This window comes from Micromonospora parastrephiae (genome assembly GCF_016802865.1).
GTDB lineage: Bacteria > Actinomycetota > Actinomycetes > Mycobacteriales > Micromonosporaceae > Micromonospora > Micromonospora parastrephiae.
In genome coordinates this window covers 1-3941 of sequence record NZ_JAEVHM010000322.1, presented here as the reverse complement: position 1 = coordinate 3941, position 3941 = coordinate 1, and the positions used below count along the sequence as shown (strand labels likewise).

Sequence of the window (3941 nt, the reverse complement as noted above, 5' to 3'; positions counted from 1 at the left end):
GAACTCACGGTTCAAAATCGTCGTGTACGCGCTATCCGACAACCGACCCGCCGCCACCGCCGTACCGAAATACCGACCCTTCTCCGCAGCCGACGCGCCGAGCGTGGTGCCGGCGGAGGCCGTGCCGGGCAGGAATGCGGCGGCGGTTACCGCGAGCAGACCGGCGGCGGCGAGGACAGCCGCCGTACGCGCTCGGGAACCCGCCCGTGGGCGGGTGCCACCCTGGCCCTCTTCGATCATTTCGTTCCCTTCCGTGGAAACCGGTTCGGTCGATTGACGCACCGCCCCGGCGGTGGTGGGTGGGTCGGGACCGCATGTCGGGGGCACCCGGGAAGAGGCACGGACCCTTGGTCATCGACTCCGGTGGATGAGGAGTATGGCAGCGCGCCTCATCGACGAGCAAGAATTTCCGGAAAACTGACCGACGTACCGGCCGGCACCGCTCAGGCGGGGAAGCAGGCAGCCCAGCTGGCGGCGAGGACGCGTGCAGCCGAGCGTCAAGGGCCGGCAGCCACGGGGCGGATGGGCCGGGGAGGCACCACAAGTTCCGGAACACTTCCGCAATGCCGTCCGGTCGGCAGAAGACGACCCGAGACCTACCCGGTCAGCGCGCCGCACCCTGGTAGAGCCGGCTGACCGTCTCGGCGACGCAGACGGGCTTGCCGCCGCTGTCGCTCTCCACGGTGACGGTCGCGACCACCTGCAGCCCACCGTTCACCGGGGACACCTCGGTGAAGGTGACGATGGCCCGGACGGCGGCGCCGACGCGGACCGGGGCGGGGAAACGCACCCGGTTCAGACCGTAGTTGACCCCCATCGCCACGCCCTCGACCCGGTAGAGCCCACCGGCCAGCGCCGGCAGCATCGACAGGGTCAGGTAGCCGTGCGCGATCGTCGCGCCGAAGGGCCCCGCCGCGGCCCGTACCGGGTCGAGGTGGATCCACTGGTGGTCGTCGGTGGCGTCGGCGAAGAGGTCGACGCGGCTCTGCTCGATCCGCTGCCAGGGACCGGGGCCGAGGGTCTCGCCGACCGCGGCGGCCAGCTCGTCGAGGGAGGTGAAGACTCTCATGTCGGGGGCTCCTTCGAGCTAGAAGGCGTTGACGCCGGTGAGCGCGCGTCCGATGAGGAGCTGCTGGATCTGGGTGGTGCCCTCGTAGAGGGTGGCGACCCGGGCGTCGCGCAGGTACTTGCCGACCGGGTACTCGTCGATGTAGCCGTACCCCCCGAAGACCTGGACCGCGTTGTTGGCCGCGCGCACGGCGGCCTCGCTGGCGAAGAGCTTGGCCATCGACGCCTCGGTGGCGAACGGCTGGTCGCGGTCGATGAGGTCGGCCACCCGCCACACCAGCAGGCGGGCGGCGGCGGTGTCTACCGCGATGGCGGCGAGCAACTGCTGCACGAGCTGGTGGCCGGCGATCGGCTTGCCGAACTGGGTCCGCTGCCCGGCGTAGCCGACCGCGGCGTCCAGGCAGCCCTGTGCGATGCCGACACAGCCGGCGGCCACCGACATCCGGCCCTTGGCCAGGGTGGCCAGGGCCAGGCGGAACCCTGCGCCCTCGGCGCCGAGCCGGGCGGCGTCGGGCACGCGTACCTCGTCGAAGCTCAGCTCGCCGGTGGCCTGCCCACGCAGGCCGAGCTTGCCGTGGATCTCCCGACGGGTCAGCCCCGCACTGCCGGTGGGCACCAGGAAGGCGGTGATGCCGCGGTGTCCGGGGCCGCCGGTACGGGCGAAGACGAGCGCCACATCGGCCGTGGTGCCGTTGGTGATGAACGTCTTGGTGCCGGTCAGCAGCCAGTCGTCGCCGTCGCGGACCGCGCGGGTGCGCAGCGCGGCCGCGTCCGAGCCGCTGTCCGGTTCGGTCAGCGCGAAGCAACCGAGCGCCTCGCCGGCGCAGAGCCGCGGCAGCCACTCGGCCCGCTGCGCGGCGGAGCCGTGGGCGGCGATCGACTTCGCGACGAGGCCGAGCGAGACCGAGACGATGCCGCGCACTGCCGAGTCGCCCCGGCCGAGTTCCTCCAGCACGAGGCAGTACGCGAGGTGGTCGCCGCCGGAACCGCCGTCGGACTCGGCGATGGTCAGGCCCAGGAAGCCCAGGTCACCGAGCATGCCCACGACGGCCGGGTCGACCGACTCGCGCCGGTCCCAGGTGGCCGCGTGCGGCACCAGCTCCCGGTCGACGAACTCGGCGGCGAGCCGCCGGACGGCCTCCTGTTCGGTGGAGAGGGTGAGCTCCATGGCCCATAAACTAGCGGTGATAGTTTATGGCGTCCAGAGCGGACGGTGGCGGTCACCGGTCGGAGGCCAGACCGACGTGCGGCTCGGCGGCGAACGCGCGGGCCAGCTCGGTGCGGGAGCGGATGCCGAGTCGGTGGAACACGTTGCGCAGGTGGTGGTCGATCGTGCGGGTGGACAGGAACATCCGGGCGGCGATCTCCCGGTTGGTGGCCCCCTCCGCGACAAGTTGGGCGATCCGCAGTTGCTGACCGGTCAGCAGCCGTGCCGCCGATACAGCCGGCGGACCGACGGACTCCCCGGCGGCGCGCAGTTCCGCCGTGGCCTGCTCGGCCCAGCGACTCGCGCCGAGCAGGGTGAACGCCTCCCGGGCCTGGTGCAGGTGCCCCCGGGCGTCGCGCGGGCGCCGGCTGCGGCGCAGCTCCTGGCCGAAGAGCAGCTCGGTACGCGCCCGTTCGAACGCGCCGGCCTCCGTCGGGTGCAGCCGCAGCGCGGCCTGGAACTCCCGCTCCGCCTCGACGCTGCCCCGGGGCGCGAGCAACGCGTGGCACCGGGCGGACAGCGCCCGACGCAACGGGCTCGCGGTGCTGCTGGCCCACCTGTCGAACACGGTGAGAGCGGCCGTCGCCGCCGGGCGGTGGGCGAGGTGGACGGCCGCCTCGACCAGGTACGGGGTGGCCATCACCTGCACCAGGACCTGCCCTCGCCCGGTACCCAGCCGAGCCAGCGACGCCAGCCGGGTCGCCGCCTCGTCGTGCCGACCGTCGACCAGGTCGAGGACCGACAGCGCCCACCCCGCGAGCGCGTGCGGACGGCTGCCCGGAGCCGGCGCCTCACCGATCTCCCGGATCCATCGCAGGCTGGTGTCCCGATCGGCCCGGACGGCGGCCAGGACGGCGAGCATGCCCAGGTGGACGTTGGCGCAGTTGGTCTGACCGGTGGCGCGGGCGACCCGCAGTCCCTCGCGCGAGGTCTCCGTCGCCGTCTCGTGCCGTCCCAGCCAGTACTCGGCCACGGCCCGCAGCTCCAGCGCCCGGGACAGCATGGACAGCTCGCCCCGGTCCCGGGCCAGAGCGACGGCGCGCTCGGCGAGCCGGTGTGCGGCACCGTCGACGGCGACCACCAGTCCGGCGGCCGCCGCGCACGCGAGCGCGGCGGGGGTCGTCGCCGGGCCGGTCAACCGGCCGCCCAGCACCACCGCCCGACGCAGCGCGGGGCCGGCCCGCTCGTGGTCGCCCCGCAGGGTCGCCGCCACCCCGGCGACCAGACAGCTCATCAGCTCCATGGCCGGCGGGTCGTTCGGGCGTCGCAATGCCGCCGCCCGGCGGCCGACCTCCGCGTACCGGTACTGGTCGCCGGCGAAGCAGACGGCCTCGCCGGCACGGGCGAGCCCGGTCAACGCCTGGGCCCGATCGGCGTCGGCGATCGCGTCGGCGGCGGCCAACAGGGTGGCCGGCGCGTCCGCGGCCGCGTCGCAGCGCAGCTCCAGCTCGCCACGCAGCAGACCCGCGCGCGCGGCGACCGCCCCTCCGCCGGAGACGGTACGGAGGCGGTCGAGCAGCAGTCGCGCCTGGCCGGGTTGACCGGCGGCCCAGGCGTAGCGGGCGGCGGACAGCAGGCGGGTGGCCGTATGACCCGGGTCGGACGCTGAGATCGGCGGCCCGGCACAGCGCGGCCGAGGCGGTGGACCAGTCGCGTTCCCCTTCGG

General features: G+C 74.0%; 3 protein-coding genes and 1 pseudogene. All 4 read right to left on the bottom strand.

The annotated features are described in order from the left end of the window. A pseudogene (locus JNW91_RS32870) lies at positions 1–240 on the bottom strand (endo-1,4-beta-xylanase); the annotation flags it as partial. Positions 241–604: 364 nt separating this feature from the next. After that, a complete protein-coding gene (locus JNW91_RS30275) occupies positions 605–1069 on the bottom strand; it encodes a MaoC family dehydratase (protein WP_203178906.1) in 465 nt (154 codons plus the stop codon). A gap of 18 nt (positions 1070–1087) precedes the next feature. After that, complete coding sequence (locus JNW91_RS30270) at positions 1088–2236, bottom strand: acyl-CoA dehydrogenase family protein (protein WP_203178905.1); 1149 nt, start codon at positions 2234–2236, stop codon at positions 1088–1090. Positions 2237–2288: 52 nt separating this feature from the next. After that, the coding region (locus JNW91_RS30265; RefSeq protein ID WP_238425975.1) for a helix-turn-helix transcriptional regulator at positions 2289–3941 on the bottom strand (1653 nt) is incomplete at its 5' end.